The sequence below is a fragment of the Echinicola salinicaeni genome, assembly GCF_014280965.1.
Classification (GTDB): domain Bacteria; phylum Bacteroidota; class Bacteroidia; order Cytophagales; family Cyclobacteriaceae; genus Echinicola; species Echinicola salinicaeni.
Map to the genome: position 1 here is coordinate 131,051 of NZ_JACODZ010000002.1, position 17,425 is coordinate 148,475.

Sequence of the window (17,425 nt, forward strand, 5' to 3'; positions counted from 1 at the left end):
TGCTTGTTAATTGCTTGTTTTTTTGTTGGAGGTGATTTCAGATGGTAAAAATCCGTATTGTTCTTTGAACAGTTTTCTGAAATACTTGGGATTGCTAAAGCCTATTTCATAAGCTGCTTGGGCAACACCCAGGTTTTCCTCTTTGATCAAATAGGCTGCTCTTTTGATCTTTACACTGCGTACATATTGGTTGATGTTCTTGCCTGTTAAAGCCTTCAATTTACGGAAGAGAGAGGTCCGGCTCATTCCCATCAATTGGGAAAGTGTATCCACGTCAGTTTGTTGTTCAGCAAGCTGTTCCAATATATGATTTTCCAAGCTCTGAAGGAATGCTTTCTCTTTTGAAATCGCTGTTTTCTGTCCATCATTTAGCTTATGATCATCGGCCAGTTCACCAAGATAATAGTCTCTCAATCTGATTTTTGCATCAAGCAGATTTTTTATTCTCGATTGAAGAATTTGACCATTAAAGGGTTTGGTAAGGTAGTCATCTGCTCCCTCGCCAAATCCACTGGTGATGCTTTCTACATTGCCTTTCGCAGAAAGTAAAATTATGGGAATATGGGTAGTGGCCTTTTTGCTTTTTAGCTCTCCACATAGATCGATTCCATTTTTTACAGGCATCATAATATCGGAAATGATGATATCAGGTACATACTGGAGGGCCTTCTCCAATCCTTCTTGTCCATCTCCTGCATGAATAAGATCGTAGCTTTCTCCAAGCAATTGATCCAAATAGGATAATATCTGTGGATTGTCATCTATCAGGAGTACAACTTGTTTTTCTTCTTTAAGATCCAAGTTCGATTTGGGAATGGGCAGTGTTTGATTGTCCAACTGAGGAGACCAAAGAGTTGTATTGGGAAGATGGCTGTTTTCAATCATTTCTGTATCAGCTTCCAATTTTTGTAAGGGCAAAGTCACTGAAAAAGTGCAGCCCATTCCTGGTTGGCTGTCTAAGGAGATATGTCCTTGATGTTCTTCTACCAGTCGCTTGGTAAGTGCTAGTCCGATGCCTGTTCCCTGTGAGGTATTGGTAGCCCCACTTTGATAATACCAGTTGAAGATCCTGGTTTGATTTTCTATGGGGATGCCAGGACCATTATCGCTGACCTTGATGGTATATTGTTTCGTATATGTTTGCAAGCTGATGCTAACCTTATCACCAGGTCGGCAGTATTTCAGGGCATTGGAAAGCAAGTTGTTTACGATGATATGAAGCTTTTCTAAGTCAATAGCCGTTACAAAGTCCTCATGAGGAAACTTGGCCTCCAGTGCTATTTTTCTATGTTGTGCCAGTGGTTGGTATTCTTCCACCCATTGCTGTATAGGGTGTAGGATATAATGATTTTTTAATTGCAGTTTATTGATGTCCAGTTCTGACTTTCTAAATTCCAATAACTTATTGATCATTTCCAACAGGTACTGGGCATTTTTTTGGACAAGTAATAAGCCCTTTTTTTGTGGGGTGTTTTTGGCCTCTAGAAGCATATCCTCGACTGGGGCCATGATCAAGGTCAGTGGCGTTTTAAGTTCATGGGAGAAGCCTGTAAAGAATCTTGCACGTTCTTCATTGAGCTCATGTTCTAAGCTTCTCTGCTTCTTCTCAAAAAGTAGAGAGCTTTTTAATTTCAATCGATCGGCATAATATTTCATTCCTCCTGTAATCAGTCCCATCAATACGATGAAGTATATCAAATAGGCTGGCCAGGTCTTCCAAAAGGGAGGAGAAATGATTATTGCCATTTGATTTTCTGCAAAATGACTGGAATTGCTATGGGCACGGACTTTCAATACATAATCTCCAGGAGGAATATTACTCAGGTTGGCCGTGCCTATATGACTGGTTTCTATCCATTGGTCATGAAAAGGTTCAAGTTTATAAGCGTAACTGATATCATTTCCATTGGGAAACTTTAGTGCCACAAAATCTAAGGAGACCAAAGATTGATCATGGTCAAGCTTAAGTTCCTGTAAATAGGGGATGTTTTGCGAGATGCTAAGCTCTTCTTCCTTATTGCCAATATTTACTTCTTTGTTCATCAGCCTTAGTCCAGTGAAGATTAAGGGGTATTTATTGGTTTGTTGTTTTAGCGCCGTTGGAGAGAATACATTGATGCCCTTGTTTCCACCAAAATAGATCAGTCCAGCCTTACTGGTCAAGGCAGCGCCTATATTAAATTCACTTTGTTGGATATTATTGAAAGCGTTAAGATTACCTGCTTCATTGGTGATTGGATCAAAAAAACTGATTCCCCTAAAAGTTCCCAACCAAATTTTGCCGTCATCACCTACAGTGATGCTGTTGATGGTATTGTTGCTTAATCCTTGGTCTTCTGTGAATACAGCCACGGTTTTGTTGTCGGGGTCTAAGCGGATCAAGCCTTCATAGCGGCTGCCAGCTAGTATATCACCATTTTTTAATCGTTCTATGCTAAAGATGATATTGCTCGGAAACCCATAGACGGTAGATTCATTGAAGTGTTCTTGCTCTCCTGTAAGGTAGTTATATCGTATGATCCCATTACTAAAAGTCGCCAACCAAAGGTTCCCCAGATCATCTTCCGTGATATCACGGATATCTATTTTCCCAAGCTGTTTGACATAGTCAAAATCGTCAATAGGAGGATGATAGCGATAAAGCCCACCACGGTTGGTGCCGACCCAAATTTGCCCCTTTTGTCCCTCGAAGATAATCCGTACATCATTGCCCTTTTCTTGCCCCCCTTGCAAATATTTTTTGAACTCTCCTTTGGGGTCAACCAAACGATTAAGCCCTCCCTGATAGGTTCCTGCCCAAACCCTTCCTTTGCTATCTTCTAGGATGGAAAGGATATAATTATTGGATAAGCTTTTTGCTTGATTTGGCTGATGCTCATAATGGGTGATTTGGCCTGTTTGGGGGATATAATGATCCAGCCCACCGCCATCTGTTCCTATCCAGATGCCATGGTTTTTTCCAGATGCCAGGGAACCAATTCTGTTATGGGAGATCGTTTCACTTATAGATAAATTGCGTTGGATCAATTGTATAGGGTCACCATTTGGGTTGACTACATTTACTCCTGTACTGGTGCCGATCCACATATTGCCATCCTTGGCGAGTTTCAATGAAGCGACCGTCCTATTATAAACACTCGCTCCATCATTTCTAGGAAGAAACCATTGAATGGCCAGTTGGTTCTTATTCAATAATTTGGGTGGATCAATGATGTTTAGACCGCCATTTCGAGTACCTACCCACATCTTCCCTTGTTGGTCTTTTTCAAAACAAAGGATGTTTTCATCAGAAAGACCACCTTTGGGAGAGGAAGCGGCCTGTATATTGAGGGTGTCTCCTTTATTGGTAATAACTTGAATTCCTTTGTTACCACCAATCCATAAATTTCCCAAATCATCGGCGAAAAGGCTGTTGATAGTTGAAGGGATTTTTCTTGAGTTGACGCGCTGAAGGGTCTTGGATTTATAGTTTATCTTATTCAGTCCGTTGTCAAATGTCCCCACCCATAAAATGGAATCCCCCTGAAAGGCCAAAGCGTTTACCTGGTTGGAGGAAAGAGATTGTTTGTTTTCTGCTTGATGAGAAAAAGAATAAAGTACCTTTTCGTGGTCAATGATCTGTAAACCTCCCTGGTAGATGCCAAGGGCTGTATGTCCATCAGGTGTATTGATAGTGCAATTAACGTTGTCTTCAATAAGTCCGAAGTTTTTTCCCTTCAATTCAAAAAGATCAGTTTTGGGATCATATATGCTGAGCCCAGCCCCTGTAGAAAGTAACAGTTGATTGTCTCGGTTCAGCTGGATTTGCTGAATATAATTATCTGCGGGTCCTTTATTGGGGACGTTATTTCGTTTGCGATAGACAGCGAATTTTTGGCCGTCATATCGATTCAAGCCCTCCAAGGTGGCAATCCAAATAAAGCCTAAGGAATCCTGTTCGATACTATTAATATAATTATGGGAAAGTCCAGACTCTACATCCAAGAGGTAAAAGGTGAGCTTGTTTTGATCCTCAAAAATAGATCTTTTTTGGTCTTCCTGAGCAAAGCTGGCAGTAATGAAACTGAAGGTAAATAGGGTTATTAGGGAAATTTTCATCGGTGTACAATCACGATATTTGGACTCAAAAATGCCAATAAAATCGAAAATAAACATCATTTGGCCATTTTATACCCCATAGTTTGCTGATTTATATCCCCTCTCAATCTAATACAATTCCGAAAATTGCTTAAGTATTTGATGCAATAGGAAAAGCCTGTTGGGCATCGAAACTTAAATCAAGAATTATAAACAATTAACCTAAAAGAACATGCCAACAAAATTACAAGCCAAATTATGGCTTTTTTGCATGTCATTAGTTTTTCTAATGCTGTGCACAGTGCCTAATGTTTTTGGTCAGCAACAAGTAAATGGCCAAGTTTTCGATGAGAACGGTATTGGACTTCCAGGTGCGTCTGTACTTGTATTGGGAACTTCCAATGGAACCGTCACCGATTTGGACGGTAATTTTAAATTAGTTATTTCATCAGAAAATCCTGTATTAAAAGTTTCCTTTATCGGGTATGAGTCACAGGAAATTACTTTGGATGGTAGAAGTGCTATTGAAGTAAATCTTCAGCCAGACATGCAATCTCTCAATGAGGTAGTGGTAGTGGGCTATGGTGAGCAAAAGAAAGCTACTTTGACCGGTTCTGTTTCCCAAGTAGATGGTAGGGATTTACAAAACAGTCCCCAGCCAAACGTCTCCAATTCACTCGCAGGTAGGTTTTCAGGAATTATTGCCAATAACCGGGGTGGAGAGCCAGGGTATGACGGGTCCAGTTTTAATATCCGTGGATTGGCTACTACTGGCAATAATGATGTATTGGTGGTGATTGATGGTGTCCCAGGACAGATAGGAGGATTGGAGCGTTTGAATCCAAATGATATAGAGAGCGTATCTGTATTGAAAGATGCATCTGCTGCGATTTATGGTTCCAGAGCTGCCAATGGAGTGATTTTGGTAACTACCAAAAGAGGCCAAGAAGGCAAGCCAGTCATTTCTTATAGCTTTAACCAAGGCTTTTCCTCACCTACAAGGATGCCGGAGATGGCTGATGCTGTGACTTATGGACAGATTAGGAATGAAATTGCCTATTATAATAACCCAGATGGGGGACTCAACCAAATTTATTCCGAGGAGCAATTGGGACTTTTTGGCAATGGCTCGGACCCATTGAATTACCCAAATACAGATTGGGCAGCGGCTGCGCTGAACAATGTAGCATTACAAAATCAACATAATTTAAGTGTTCGTGGTGGATCAGAATCAGTGAATTATTTTGTGTCGTTGGGTAAAACTGGCCAAAATGGTTTATATAAAGATGGAGCAACCCGATACGATCAATATAGCTTTAGGACCAACTTGGATGCAGACATTACTGACAGACTTACTGTAGGTCTTTCCCTAGCTGGTAGAAAAGAAGATCGTCAATTCCCAACTTCAAGTGCAGGATCGATATTTAGATCTATTTACCGTGCTTATCCTACCGTATCTGCCGTTTATCCAAATGGACTGCCTTCTTCAGGTATTGAGAACAGTAATCCTGTGATGATGGCAACTGAAGCAGGCGGTTTAACACAAAATCCGAAATATGTGTTTAACGGGATTTTGAGGGCCAGTTATGATTTGCCTTTCCTTGAGGGCCTATCTGTGGATGGTTTCTTCTCTGTTGACGAAAGCTCCAATAGAAGCAGGACATTCAGTACACCTTATACACTCTATAACTATGATTCAGGTTCGGATGCTTACAATCCAGTAGTAGTAGGAGGAGGTCCTGATCAACAGGCTACACTCTCTGAAGAACATTATACCCAATCCATGATGGTATCCAATATCAAACTGAACTTTAAGCATTATTTCGGAGATCATTTTGTGGATGCATTTGTGGGCTATGAACAGAGTGAAAACAGAACCCATACCATGGGGGCTTCCCGACTGCATTTTCCGACAACAGAAACACCTGAATTGTCTCAGGGAGGTGCCGCAGCATCCGATTATGACAACTGGGGTAGCAGCTATAACTATACCCGAAAAAGTTATATTGGTCGTTTAGCCTATAATTTTCAGGAAAAATATCTTGCTGAAGTACAAATGAGGGTAGACGGTTCTTCTAACTTTCCTTCTGGTGAACGATATGGTTTTTTCCCTTCAGTGTCCGCAGGTTACAGGATTTCAGAAGAAAATTGGTTCCGTAATAATGTAGGATTCTTCGATGATCTTAAAATAAGGGCATCCTATGGTAAGCTAGGAAATGATAATGTGGGACAATTCCAATATTATGATAACTACTCCTTTAATAACCGTTATGTGATCGGTGATGAAGTGGTAACAGGGATTGATTTGACAAGATTGGGTAACCCTAATATTACCTGGGAGGTAGCTACCAAAACCGATATTGGATTCAATGCAGTTTGGTTACAGAACTTTACCACTGAATTTATTTATTTCCGACAAGACAGAAGTAAAATATTGACCACTAGAAATGCTTCTATTCCAGGTACTTCAGGTATAGTGAACCCTTATGATGGAGAAACTTTAGTTCCTGCAGAAAATATAGGAGAGGTGAAAAGCCAAGGTATCGAAGCCACTTTAGGTTATAACAACAGCAAAGGTGAATTTACCTATGGAGTGTCTGGAAACTTTACCTATGCCAAAAATGAATTGTTGTTCATCGATGAAGCAGCAGGGGTGTTGGATTACCAGCGTCAGACAGGTCGCCCGATGAATACTTATTTACTGTACAACGCCATTGGTATTTTTAGAACCCAAGAGGATTTGGACAACTATCCTCATGTGCCTGGTGCACAGCTTGGGGACTTGATCTATGAAGATTACGATGGTGATGGGGAAATCACCGCAGATGATATGACCCGTTCCAAATACGGAAATATTCCTCAAATTACTTTTGGTATGACCCTGCATGCAGAGTATAAGAATTTTGATTTCTCTGCAGTCATCTCAGGACAAAGTCAGGTTAACCAGTATGTACTGCCAGAGTCAGGTACTGTAGGGAATTTCTATAGCAGCTGGGCAGATAACCGTTGGAGCCCTACCAATACCGAAGGGAGCTTTCCAAGAGTAAGTGAAAGGGCTTCTTCTGCTGTAAGTGGAGGGCTTTACCGAAATAATTTCTGGTTGAATGATGCCACCTTTGCCAGATTGAAAAATATTCAGATCGGCTATAATCTTCCTCAAAGCTTTTTGGATAAGTACTCTCTTGGTAGCCTAAGGGTGTATGCCAATGCATTTAACTTGTTAACCGTTACAGGTGTAAAAGATTATGATCCAGAAGGATCCAGCGAAAGTGGACAATTCTACCCGCAGCAAAAGATCATTAACCTGGGTGTAAATATTCAATTTTAATTCCGATCGAAATGAAAAGTAACTATATCATCAAACCATTTATGGTCATTGCACTGATCGGTTCATTACTGGTCGGTTGTAAAGAAGACTTTCTGGACATTGTTCCTACAGACAGGGTCTCCGACGCCTCCATTCTTTCTGATTCCACTTTGTTTGAAGCCTATGTCATTAATCGTTATTTGGGCACTAGGTTGACCAATAAAGAAGGTGATGCCTATCAGCCAGGATTTGGGCGTGGCTTTGAATATGCACTTTGGAGTTCATTGACTGATGAGTCCATTTATAATAATGACGATAATACCTGGTTTATTCAGCAAGGTCAGCTTTCTCCTGAAAACACGGGGATTGCCGGTACATTTTGGGGTCGTTCATATCGCAGTATTAGGGAATGTAACTATGCCTTGACCAATATCAGTGAATTAGATATGAGCCAAACAGGTAAAGATCGTTTGATTGCAGAATTGAGGTTTATCCGAGCTTTCCGATACCACGACCTTATCCGTAATTACGGAGATGTAGTGATGATGGGGGATCGTGTTCCTGAATTAGGAGAAGATTTTACAGACCCATCTTTCTATGATAGAGTGGAAAAGCAAGTCGCGATTGATTATGTAGTGGAAGAGCTTGATGCTGCAGCAGCAGGTTTGCCATTAGTGAATGATGGGACTTGGCAGGAAGGAAGGGCCACAAGAGGAGCTGCTTTGGCCTTGAAGTCGAGGTTGTTATTGTATGCTGCCAGTCCATTGTATACAGATGGAAGTAATGATATCCAAAAGTGGCAAGCAGCGGCAAATGCTGCAAAAGCAGTGATGGATTTGCAGCAGTATAGCCTTTACCAAGGAGGTTACAGTCAGTTATTTCTTACTCCAAACAGTAATGAGGAAATTATTTTTGCCCGCTATTATAATATCAATGCCCGTCATACGGCACTTGAAATTGCCAATGGTCCAAATGGCTATGATGGCTGGGGGGGGAATGTTCCTTTGCAGAACTTGGTAGATGACTATGAGATGATGGATGGTACTCCTTTTAGTTGGGACAATGAAGCCCAAGCGAGTGCTCCTTATGAAAATAGAGATCCAAGGTTTTATGAGACCATATTATATAATGGTGCAGATTATCGCGATCGCCAAGTGGAAACTTTCCTTCCGGGAGGAAGAGATAGCCAGGATGGGCCTTCCAACTGGAATACTACGAAGAGTGGCTACTATTTGAGGAAATTTATCAATGAGGAATTGCCAATTAGAAATCCTTGGGAAGTAGCAGGGACACAAAACTGGATTTATTTCCGCTACGCTGAAATGCTATTGAATTATGCCGAAGCGCAAAATGAAGCAGTAGGGCCAGATGCCAGTGTTTATGATGCTGTCAATGCCATCAGAAGCCGTTCTGGTGTAGAAATGCCAGCATTGCCAGTTGGTCTGAGCCAAGATGAAATGAGGGAGAGAATTCGTCATGAGCGAAGGATTGAGTTGGCTTTTGAAGAGCACCGCTATTATGATGTGAGAAGATGGATGATTGCTGATGAGGAAGAGAATGAGCCTGCTTATGGTATAAATATCACCAAAGCAGCGGATGGTACACTTAGCTATGAGCGTAAGATAGCCTTGGAAGGCAAAAGTTTTATGGATAGACATTATTGGTTACCAATTCCTCGATCAGAGATCTTGGCATCTGATAACCAGCTTGATCAAAACCCTGGTTATAATTAATTTATTCGGAAAGAGAAGCCATATTGGTTTCTCTTTTTCCTATTTTCAAGGGAGAAGAATTTATGATGAAAAAAGAGAATTGGAGTCTTTATGCTTGCCTTTTTGCCATAGGCATGATTATCTCTTCTTGCAATTCAGAGGGTAGAGAAAAACAAGTAGATCCTGAGCGTAAGGAAGTAGTCAGTATTGACGCAAATACGACAGTTGCCTATCAGAGGGTGGAGCATTTTGGTGCTTCAGATGCTTGGTCTTGTCAGTTTGTAGGTTTATGGCCGGAGGAGAAAAAAAGAAATATTGCTGAATTGTTATTTAGTCAGCAAAGAGATGAGACAGGACAACCAAAAGGTATTGGACTGTCCTTATGGCGTTTTAATATTGGCGCAGGAAGTGCTGAGCAAGGAGAACAAAGTGGAATTGGAGATGAATGGCGTAGAGCAGAATCCTTCCTCAACAGTGATGGGACTTATGATTGGGAAAAGCAGGCTGGACAGGTTTGGTTTGCCCAAGCTGCCCAGGAGTTTGGTGTAGAGCACCTGTTGGTATTTCCCAACAGTCCACCAGTCCAGATGACACGAACAGGTAAGGCCTATGCAGAAAATGGTCAATCCAATTTGGATTTTGAAAATTATGATGACTTTGGTGAATACCTGACCAATGTGATCAAAGGCCTGCAGGAAAAAGGCCTGAAGGTAGATTATATCAGTCCGGTCAATGAGCCACAATGGGACTGGTCGGATGGTGGCCAGGAAGGTACACCGTTTTGGAATAATGAAATAGCAGGAATTGCCAGGGCCTTAAATGATGCATTGGCGGCTGAAAATTTGGAAACCAAGATTGATATAGCTGAAGCAGGAAAAATCAATTATTTGTATGAGCAAGCAGATAAAGAAGGTAGAGGGCAACAAGTAGCTGACTTTTTTGATGCTTCTTCCAAGAATTATATTGGGGATTTAAGCCATATGGGCAATGCTATTTCTGGGCATAGTTATTTTACTACTTCTCCTTATGAAGTGGCTGTACAGCTTAGAAATAAGGTAAAGACTGCATTGGAAGGAATGGAGGGCAGGAACTTTTGGATGAGTGAATACTGCATTTTAGGTGATAATGCTGGGGAAATTAATGGCTCTGGTAGGGATTTGGGCATTGATCCTGCCTTGTACATGGCCAGGGTGATTCATAACGACCTTACTGTATCCAATGCAAGTGCCTGGCATTGGTGGTTGGGGGTTTCACCTTATGATTATAAAGATGGCTTGGTATATATCGACTATCAAAAGCAAGATGGTAACTATTATGAAAGCAAAATGCTATGGGCACTTGGAAATTATAGCTTTTTTATCCGTCCGGGTTATCAAAGGATTGAAACTACCATTGCCGGAAGGTCCAACCAATCTCCTGATTTGTTAGTGTCTGCCTATCAACATCCAGACAAAGAGGAGGTAGTCTATGTTATCATCAATTCGGCCAATAAGGAAGCTGATGTGGCCCTGACCCTTGATGGTTCAGTCCTAGAGGATCCAAAATATTATATTACCAATAAGGACATGGATTTGACCCCAGTAGAACAGGAAGAGCAATCCGGTAAATTGCTTATTCCTGCTAGGTCAATCATGACTATTGTTTCTAAACCCTAAAACTCATTGTAACCGTGTTAAATAACCTGAAGCATATAACCCTTTTATTCGTCCTATTTCTTTTTTGTAATTGTCCGCTGCTTTTTGGTCAAGAGCAAGCTAAGGTATTATTTAATGACAATTGGGAATTTGTTAAAGCTGATGATATTACAAGCCTTAGAGCTCTTGAAGCTGCTTCTGGCGATGAACTCCCATGGAAATCCATCACCTTGCCCCATGATTGGTCAGTAGAAGGTCCTTTTAGTAGTGAATGGGCCAGCGGTACAGGGTTCTTGCCTGGAGGTATTGGCTGGTACAGGAAGAGGTTTGATCTTAAAACATTGGAGGATGACAAAGAATATGAACTTTATTTCGATGGGGTTTATAAAAACAGTGAGGTGTGGATCAATGGTCATTATCTAGGTAAAAGGCCTAATGGATTTATTTCATTCTTCTATGAAATAGGACAATATCTTAAGCCCACCGAGAATGAGATAATTGTCAAGGTTGATCACAGTGAATATGCAGATTCAAGGTATTATACTGGTTCAGGTATTTATAGAAATGTCTATCTGATTACCAAATCACCTATTCACTTCAAAACTTGGGGCGTGTTTTTCAGTACGCCTGAGGTGAGCAGTGAGAAAGCCATGGTAAAGGTCCAGGTTGATATTAAAAGTAACGATGAGAAGACTACTGCTGTACAAATAAAGGCCCGATTATTGGATGCTTCCAATGAGGTAGCCGCGACAGAATTTGGTTCATTTGTTCCTGCGGGAGATGAAAACCATGAAGCATTGTATATGGAGGTGGATCGACCAAAACTATGGTCTCCTGATGATCCAAATTTATATAAACTGGAAGTGAGTCTTTGGACTGATGGTCAGCTACTCGATAAATATGTGGACCAAGTTGGATTTAGAAGTATTCGTTTTGATGCTAATGAAGGCTTTTTTCTCAATGGTGAGAATATGTTGATCAAAGGAGTATGCATACACCATGATGCAGGTACATTTGGTGCGGCTGTACCAAAGGCTGTTTGGGCAAAGCGCTTAGAAACGTTAAAGGATTTAGGCTGTAATGCAATTAGAATGAGTCATTACCCTCATCAAGATTATATTTATGACTTGTGTGATGAAATGGGCTTCTTGGTACAGGATGAGGCCTTTGATGAGTGGGAAAGGGGCAAGAATAAATGGATAGAAGGCTGGAATGTGGGTACGCCAGGCAATGACGGTTCTTATGATGCATTTGAAGAGTGGGGACATCGGGATGTTCAGGACATGGTATTAAGATCGAGAAACCATCCTTCTATTATCATGTGGAGTGTTGGGAATGAAATTGACTATCCAAATGACCCTTATAGTCACCCGGTTTTGGATGAAGGTAGGAATCCTCAGATTTACGGTAAAGGGTATCAAAAAGCTAATCCGCCGGCCTCTCAGTTGGGACCTCTGGCAGAGGGATTGGTGGCAGCAGTAAAGGCTGCAGACACTACCAGGCCAGTTACCGCTGCATTGGCTGGAGTGACCATGTCCAACCATACCAGTTATCCGGAAGCATTGGATATTGTTGGGTATAACTATCAAGAGTACCGATATCAAGAAGATCATGAAGCCTATCCAGATCGCGTGATTTATGGTAGTGAAAATGGAGATGCCTTGTCTGCTTGGCAGGCCGTGACAGAGAATAAGTTTATTGCTTCCCAGTTTTTATGGACGGCATTTGACTTTTTAGGTGAAGCCAGACCTTGGCCGGTGAGGAGTAGTGGGGCTGGAATCATTGATATGGCTGGCTATCCTAAGCCTGATTTTTATTTCAGGAAGAGTTTATGGAATGACACTCCCATGGTCTATATGGGGGTAACAGAAAAGGAGGAAAATGTACACAGACGTAGGAGAATTCAGGATAGCTGGACTGGTGAGGATGGAGAAGAAAAATGGGTAGCTGTCTATGCCAATGTTGATGAGGTAGAATTGTGGCTAAACGGTAAATCCCTCGGGAGAAAAGCTATAGAATATTCTTCAGAGGGAATGCCAGGATGGCCAGTTATATTTGAGAAGGGAACCTTGAAGGCTGTGGGCTTTAATAATGGAGAAGAGGTAGCTACTTATAAAATCAATAGTCCCGGAAAGACAGATCATTTGGCAGTTAGTTTTGATGAGGGAGAAAGTGGTATTGTATTGATGGATATTGAGTTTCAGGATAAAGATGGAAACAGGGTGTTTTCCGATGACAGAGATATTCAATTTGAATTTGATGGATCAGCGAAACTGTTGGGACTGGAGAGTGGTGATTTGAGCAGTCATGAGGATTACCGTGCTGATCACCATAAGACCTATCAGGGAAGGCTGAGGGCCTATATTCAGGTTAAGGGCGAAGCAAAAACAAAAATCAGTACCAAAGGATTAAAGCCAGTAAGATTAAAAATGAAGTAAATAACAAAATGGGTTTATTGAGATTAAAAAGCTGTCTGATTACAGGCAGCTTTTTTTGTATAATTGATTGTCAAAAACTGTCAGTACTTAGTTGTTTATATGTTTTTTCAATATCCAAGCTGATACATTAGTTAATATATCCATTATAAATTCAGAGGATTTATAATGTAGAAATAACCAACATTATATTCCTGGAAAAGTGGGTCATTATGCATGATTATTTCTTATTATGGCTCAGGTTAATTTTTCAAGTGTATTTTCAATTCAAATAATCTTAACTTGGGATTAGCAATATTAATTGCTATTAATAGGCTTACTTTTCAAGAAAATGGACAAAGACGATCGAGCTAAGATTTCCCTTATTGGACCTGATGATGTTATTGGAGGTAGAATTACTACCCCTCAAAAATATGCTGCGGGCATTCCGGCTGTAAAGGTGGCCTTGGAGCACGCAATGAAGGAAATGGGGCTCAAAAGATCAATAGCTACCCTTTCCAAGCTTAATCAAAAAGAAGGTATTGACTGTCCAGGCTGTGCCTGGCCTGATCCAAAGAAACGATCTTCTTTAGGGGAATTTTGTGAAAACGGAGTCAAAGCCATCGCTGAGGAAGCCACCACTCATACGGTCGGGCCTGATTTTTTTAAGGCACATTCCATTAGCGAGATTTCTACTTGGACAGACTATGAGATTGGGAAAAGTGGTCGCCTTACAGAACCAATGGTGCTTCGGCCAGGCAGAAACCATTATGAACCTATTTCTTGGGAAGCGGCATTCGAATTGATCGCTGAGAACTTACATTCTCTGACAGACCCCAATGAGGCGGTTTTTTATACTTCTGGTAGGTCTAGTAATGAAGCTGCTTTTTTATATGGCCTGTTTGCCAGAAGTTTTGGTACCAATAATATGCCTGATTGTTCGAATATGTGCCATGAATCCAGTGGCGTGGCACTCACAGAGACACTTGGTATAGGAAAGGGATCTGCAAGCTTGGAGGATCTATATGAGGCAGAACTGGTCATGGTCATTGGCCAAAACCCTGGGACGAATCACCCAAGGATGCTTTCAGCATTGGAAAAATGTAAGGAAAATGGAGGAAAGATCATTGCAGTAAATCCATTGGAGGAAGCTGGTTTGATCCGCTTTAAAAATCCTCAGGAATTTTCAGGGGTCTTGGGTGGAGGGACGGCCATTACTGATCTATTCTTGCAGGTGAAAATCAATCAAGACGTAGCCTTGCTCAACCTTTTAATTAAGAAACTGATTGAAAGGGATGAAAAGGTAGGAGGGATAGTTGACCATGAATTTATCCAAAAAAACACCCAAGGTTTTGAAGAACTAAAGCAAGACCTTGAAAAATACGGCGAAGAAGAGCTTTTAGCATTATGTGGAGTTCCTGAAGCAGAGGTGGAAAAAGCAGTTGAGCTATTGGTGGAGCGGAAAAAGGTCGTGGTTTGCTGGGCAATGGGGCTTACCCAGCACAAAAATGGAGTGGATAATATCAAGGCTTGTGTGAATTTGTTATTGCTCAAGGGAAGCATTGGCAAAAAAGGTACCGGCACCTGTCCTGTAAGGGGGCATAGCAATGTTCAGGGTGACAGGACCGTAGGAATTACCCATCATGTTTCCAAAAATCTCAATGATGCATTTCAACGGGTATTTGGTTTCAATCCGCCAGAAAAGGAAGGCTTGGATGTGGTGAAGTCGATCAAAGCCATGTATGAGGGGCAAGCCAAGGTTTTTGTCGCTTTGGGAGGCAACTTCCTCTCTGCAGCATCTGACACCTTGTATACTGCAAAGGCCCTTCAAAATTGTGAATTGACTGTTTCCATCAGTACAAAACTGAACAGAACCCATGTTGTCACTGGAAAGACAGCCTTGATCTTGCCGACTTTGGGCAGGACAGAGCTGGATGTGCAGGATGGTCATAGAAGGTATGTAACTGTGGAAAATAGCATGGGTAGAGTGCATAGATCCATGGGGAATTTGGCCCCTCATTCATCAAAGCTTAAAAGTGAAACTGAAATCGTCAGTCAAATAGCCCAAGCCTATTTCCAATCGAACTCAAGTATTGACTGGGAAGCACTGGGCAAGGATTATGATTTGGTTAGAACCAAAATCTCCCAAATGTTCAAGGGATTTGAGCAATATTCTGATCGGTCAAAAGGGGCTGGGTTTGATTTGCCAAACAATGCCAGAATGGGTGATTTTTCCATGCTGCCAAATGGAAGGGCCCAGTTTAGTGTTTGTAGGCTCCCAAATCATCAGTTGACCTCTGCACGGTTTTTATTGATGACCATCCGATCTCATGATCAATTTAACACCACAATTTATGGTTTGGATGATCGCTATAGAGGTGTTTTCAATGAAAGGAGGGTCTTGTTTATTAATCCAATCGACATTGAGGAATTGGGCTTGAAAAAGATGGATATAGTCAATTTGGTGAGCAACTACGATGGTGTTGAAAGAATGGCCAAAAACTTTTTGATAGCTCCTTATAATATCCCGAAGGGAAACCTGGCAGCTTATTTTCCAGAAACCAATGTTTTGGTTCCAAATAATCATTATGCAGATAAAAGTCATACCCCCATCAGCAAATCTATTGAAGTGGACATTGTATAGAATAGTTAGAAGCTATCATGAGTATTCACCCAGTATTTGAACTGTTTGTAGGATGTGAAAATAGCAAGAGAGGTTGGCGAGGTTTTCTTCCTGAAAATATTACCCTTTTTATCAAGTAATTTTGCCTTTTGTGTAGGTTTATACTTTCAATTTTAATTTTAGCCTTATATTATTTTTCAATTTCGTATAAAGTGTAGAATAATTAACAATAACCCTATTGAAATGAATGATGATAAATTATCCAAGGGACTAAAAAAGTCCGACAGAAGAGATTTTTTGAAATCTTCCTTACTGGCCTTGGGAGGAATAGCTATAGTGCCACGACACGTACTTGGAGCGGGATACACAGCTCCTAGTGATATGATCAACCTTGGCGTAATTGGCCTAGGTAAACAAGGAGGAATTCTTAGCAATGCATTTTCAGGCCAAAAAGGAGCACGTATCGTGGCGGGAGCAGATGTGTGGAGCACCAAGAGAGACTGGTTCAAAGGTTTTGTTGCTGAAGCATATGCCAAGCATGATGTGAAAGTGAAGCCTCAGGATGTTATTACCTACAGTAACTATAAGGAATTACTTGAAGATAAAAACATAGACGGAGTCATTATAGCTACCCCAGACCATTGGCATGCATTAAATGCTATTGATGCGATGAAGGCGGGGAAGGATGTGTATTGTGAAAAGCCACTTACCCTAAAAATAGATGAGGGTATCAAAATGGTGGACACTTCCAGAAAAACCAAAAGGGTGGTACAGACAGGCAGTATGCAGCGTTCTTGGGATGGATTTATCAAGGGCTGTGAGTTAGTAAGAAACGGATATATTGGTGAGGTCAAGCAAGTTTTGGTTCAAGTGGGGGCACCGTCCCGGCCATATGATTTGCCAAAAGAACCTTTGCCTGCAGAGGTGGATTGGGATCAATGGTGCGGTCCAGCTCCAATTTTAGGCTATCACCATACAATTGCTCCAGCGGTCAATGAAACCTATCCTGATTGGAGGCTTTTTGATGAAACTGGAGGAGGTATTTTGACTGATTGGGGGGCACATATGTTTGATATAGCTCAATGGGGCTTGGGCATGGACCGCACAGGACCTGTTAAGTTTATTGCTCCATCGGGAGTGTCCAGTCCTCAGACAGGCCTTAAAATGTACTATGAGAATGGTGTCGAAATGATCCACCAAGATTTTGGACGTGGTTTTGGGCTTAGATTTATCGGTACAGAAGGAAGCCTTGATGTAAGCCGTAGCTATATGGATCCATCCAATGCTGCACTTAAGGATATTCAGTTGAAGGCTGATGATATTCGTTTGGGTAATCCCGATGGGGACCATTATAAAAACTTCTTGGAATCAATGAAGTCCAGAAAACAACCTCATTGTGATGTGGAAATAGGTCACCGTTCTGCAACCATCGGCAATATTGCCAATATCGCTTACCGTTTGAACAAAGATCTAGATTGGGATCCAAAAAAAGAAAAATTCATTGGAGACAAGGATGCCAATAAAATGATGAGTTATAAGTATAGAAAAATGGTTTAAAAACTATCCTTTAGTTGACAGATATAGGATAAGCCTTGGCATTTTGTCAAGGCTTTTTTGTGTCTTACGGTCCAATGTAATTTTACTTATTGTATGGTTTT

General features: G+C 41.2%; 7 protein-coding genes. 6 read left to right on the forward strand and 1 reads right to left on the reverse strand.

All coding sequences use genetic code 11. The features are described from left to right. Nucleotides 1-6 precede the first annotated feature (6 nt). Nucleotides 7-4,098, reverse strand: coding sequence for a hybrid sensor histidine kinase/response regulator transcription factor (locus H7U17_RS04090; protein ID WP_186755146.1), 4,092 nt, complete (start codon nt 4,096-4,098; stop codon nt 7-9). Nucleotides 4,099-4,309: 211 nt separating this feature from the next. On the opposite strand from H7U17_RS04090, the gene H7U17_RS04095 reads away from it, so the two are divergent. The 6 genes from H7U17_RS04095 to H7U17_RS04120 all read left to right on the forward strand — a co-directional run bounded on the left by H7U17_RS04095 (nt 4,310) and on the right by H7U17_RS04120 (nt 17,324). Then, nucleotides 4,310-7,405, forward strand: a complete 3,096-nt coding sequence (locus H7U17_RS04095; RefSeq protein WP_186755148.1) for a SusC/RagA family TonB-linked outer membrane protein — start codon at nt 4,310-4,312, stop codon at nt 7,403-7,405. Nucleotides 7,406-7,416: 11 nt separating this feature from the next. Beyond that, nucleotides 7,417-9,117: a RagB/SusD family nutrient uptake outer membrane protein gene (locus H7U17_RS04100; RefSeq protein WP_186755150.1), complete on the forward strand. Its 1,701-nt coding sequence runs from the start codon at nt 7,417-7,419 to the stop codon at nt 9,115-9,117. Between the two features lie 62 nt (nt 9,118-9,179). Further along, nucleotides 9,180-10,751 (forward strand): glycoside hydrolase, encoded by a 1,572-nt coding sequence (locus H7U17_RS04105; protein WP_230981258.1) that lies wholly within the window; start codon nt 9,180-9,182, stop codon nt 10,749-10,751. Between the two features lie 14 nt (nt 10,752-10,765). Beyond that, nucleotides 10,766-13,168 carry a glycoside hydrolase family 2 TIM barrel-domain containing protein gene (locus H7U17_RS04110; RefSeq protein ID WP_186755152.1) on the forward strand — a complete coding sequence of 801 codons (2,403 nt, stop codon included), beginning with the start codon at nt 10,766-10,768 and terminating at the stop codon, nt 13,166-13,168. A 328-nt stretch (nt 13,169-13,496) separates the two neighbouring features. Next, nucleotides 13,497-15,788: an FdhF/YdeP family oxidoreductase gene (locus H7U17_RS04115; protein ID WP_186755154.1), complete on the forward strand. Its 2,292-nt coding sequence runs from the start codon at nt 13,497-13,499 to the stop codon at nt 15,786-15,788. A gap of 222 nt (nt 15,789-16,010) precedes the next feature. Next, on the forward strand, nt 16,011-17,324 hold the full coding sequence (locus H7U17_RS04120; RefSeq protein ID WP_186755156.1) for a Gfo/Idh/MocA family protein: 1,314 nt from the start codon (nt 16,011-16,013) through the stop codon (nt 17,322-17,324). Nucleotides 17,325-17,425 lie beyond the last annotated feature (101 nt).